The following is a 1,825-nucleotide window of genomic DNA, read 5'->3' on the forward strand; positions in this document are numbered from 1 at the left end:
TGAATATTCGCGGTTTTGAGGGCCATTCGTATTGGGTTTGGGCGCCAGTGACTGTTTGCGGCGATGGACGTGGTGGGAGCCATCGTCATTTTGGTTCGGAGCCACCTGCTTAGGCTCCTTCCACTGGGTGTAATGGGCACCCGGCGGAAGGAGTAGTTCAATGGTAAGGAAGATCAAAGCCAAGGTCGTGCTGCAGCTACGGGCCGAGGGCCTGTCCGGCAGGGCGATCGCGGCGTCTCAACAGATCTCGCGGAACAGTGTTGCCGAGGTGCTGGAGGCCGCCGATGCGGCCGGGGTGCGGTGGGATGATATCTCGACTCGAGCTGACGCGGAGGTGTATTCGCTGTTGTTTCCCGGGCGTGGGGAACACGAGAGTGTCTTCGCGGAACCGGAGTGGTCCCGGGTGCACCGGGAGATGGCTCGGGTCGGGGTGACGATGAAGCTGCTGCACGGCGAGTACGTGGATGAGTGCGCCGTCTCCGGCTCCCCGGCGATGGGGTATGACCGGTTCTGCAAGTCCTACCAGCAGCATGTGCTGGTCACAGGGCTGGCCTCCCGGATCGGGCACAAGGCCGGCCAGACGGTCGAGGTTGACTGGTCCGGGCCCACGATGCAGCTGGTCGATGTGGCCACCGGAGAGCTGAGTCGGGTCTATCTGTTCGTGGGGTGTCTGCCGTACAGTCGATACTCTTTCGTGGAGCCGACTCTGGATATGAAGCAGGACACGTGGTTGCGCGCCCACGTAGCGATGTTCGAGTACTTCTCTGGCTCGGTGCCCCGGATCGTGCCGGACAACCTCAAGACCGGGGTGATCAAGCACCCACGGGAGGGCGAGATCCTCCTCAACGACGCCTACCGGGAAATGGCGGGGCACTACTGCGCGGCGGTGTTGCCAGGCCGGGTCCGTAGGCCCAAGGACAAAGCCAGCGTGGAGAACACCGTGTCCCACGTGGCCACCTGGGTCATCGCCGCCCTGCGCAAGCACCAATTCGGCACGCTGGCCGAGCTGAAGACCGCCATCACCGGGCAGCTTCAGGCCTACAACGCCGAGCCGTTCCAAAAGCGCGCCGGCTCCAGGGCTAGCGTGTTCGAAGCCGAGGAGAAGGCGCTGCTGCGCCCGCTTCCGGCCGCCGCCTATGAGATCAGCCGCTGGGTGTACGGGCGCCGGGTCGCCCGCAACGGGCACGTGGCCTGGGCACGGAACTACTACTCGGTGCCCTACACGCACGTGGGGGCCAAGGTGGATCTGCGGATCACGGACACGATGCTGGAGGTCCACCGCGGCCACCAGCGGCTGGCCAGCCACCTCTTGGTGCCAGAGAACGTGGTGAATGAATACCGCACCCACGACGCCGACCTGCCGGCCGGACCGAAGTACCGGCAGTGGGACCAGCCCCGGGTACGGGAATGGGCCCAACGCGTCGGACCATCGGCAGTGATCGTGGTGGACAGGATCTTCGAATCCGTCCCGGTGGCCGAACAGGGCTTGAACCCGGCGTTAGCGGTGCTGCGGCTGACCCGCCGGTTCTCCGCCGAGCGGGTGGAGGCGGCCTGCCTGATCGCGTTGGCCGGCCCGATCCGTTCCCCGCGGTATGCGCACCTGCGCCCGATACTGGACACCGGTCAAGACAAACCAGGAGCGCTCACCAGCAGATCGCCCGATGGCCTACCGGCAGAGGAATCAGGCGGCTACGTGCGTGGAGCTTCCTACTACGCGGCGGGCGGTGCCCGGTGACCAGGATCGATACCGAGACCAAACGCAAACTACGCGAGATGGGAGCCACCGCCCTACTGGACTCCCTCGAAGCCCGCGACGAGACCCTCA

Annotated in this window: 1 protein-coding gene and 1 pseudogene; both read left to right on the forward strand. The window is 65.3% G+C overall.

The window, feature by feature from the left end:
* The first annotated feature begins 160 nt into the window (after positions 1-160).
* A complete protein-coding gene (gene istA, locus BCL67_RS15065) occupies positions 161-1,735 on the forward strand; it encodes an IS21 family transposase (RefSeq protein ID WP_106124213.1) in 1,575 nt (524 codons plus the stop codon).
* Positions 1,732-1,825: pseudogene (locus tag BCL67_RS16095) on the forward strand (ATP-binding protein); the annotation flags it as partial. The gene istA and the pseudogene BCL67_RS16095, both read left to right, overlap by 4 nt.

It is taken from the genome of Nesterenkonia sandarakina (assembly GCF_003003175.1).
GTDB lineage: Bacteria > Actinomycetota > Actinomycetes > Actinomycetales > Micrococcaceae > Nesterenkonia > Nesterenkonia sandarakina_A.

What these genes read in the sequence shown, in the direction of transcription:
- istA (WP_106124213.1), top strand. Translation starts at nt 161, where the DNA reads ATGGTAAGGAAGATCAAAGCCAAGGTCGTGCTGCAGCTACGGGCCGAG.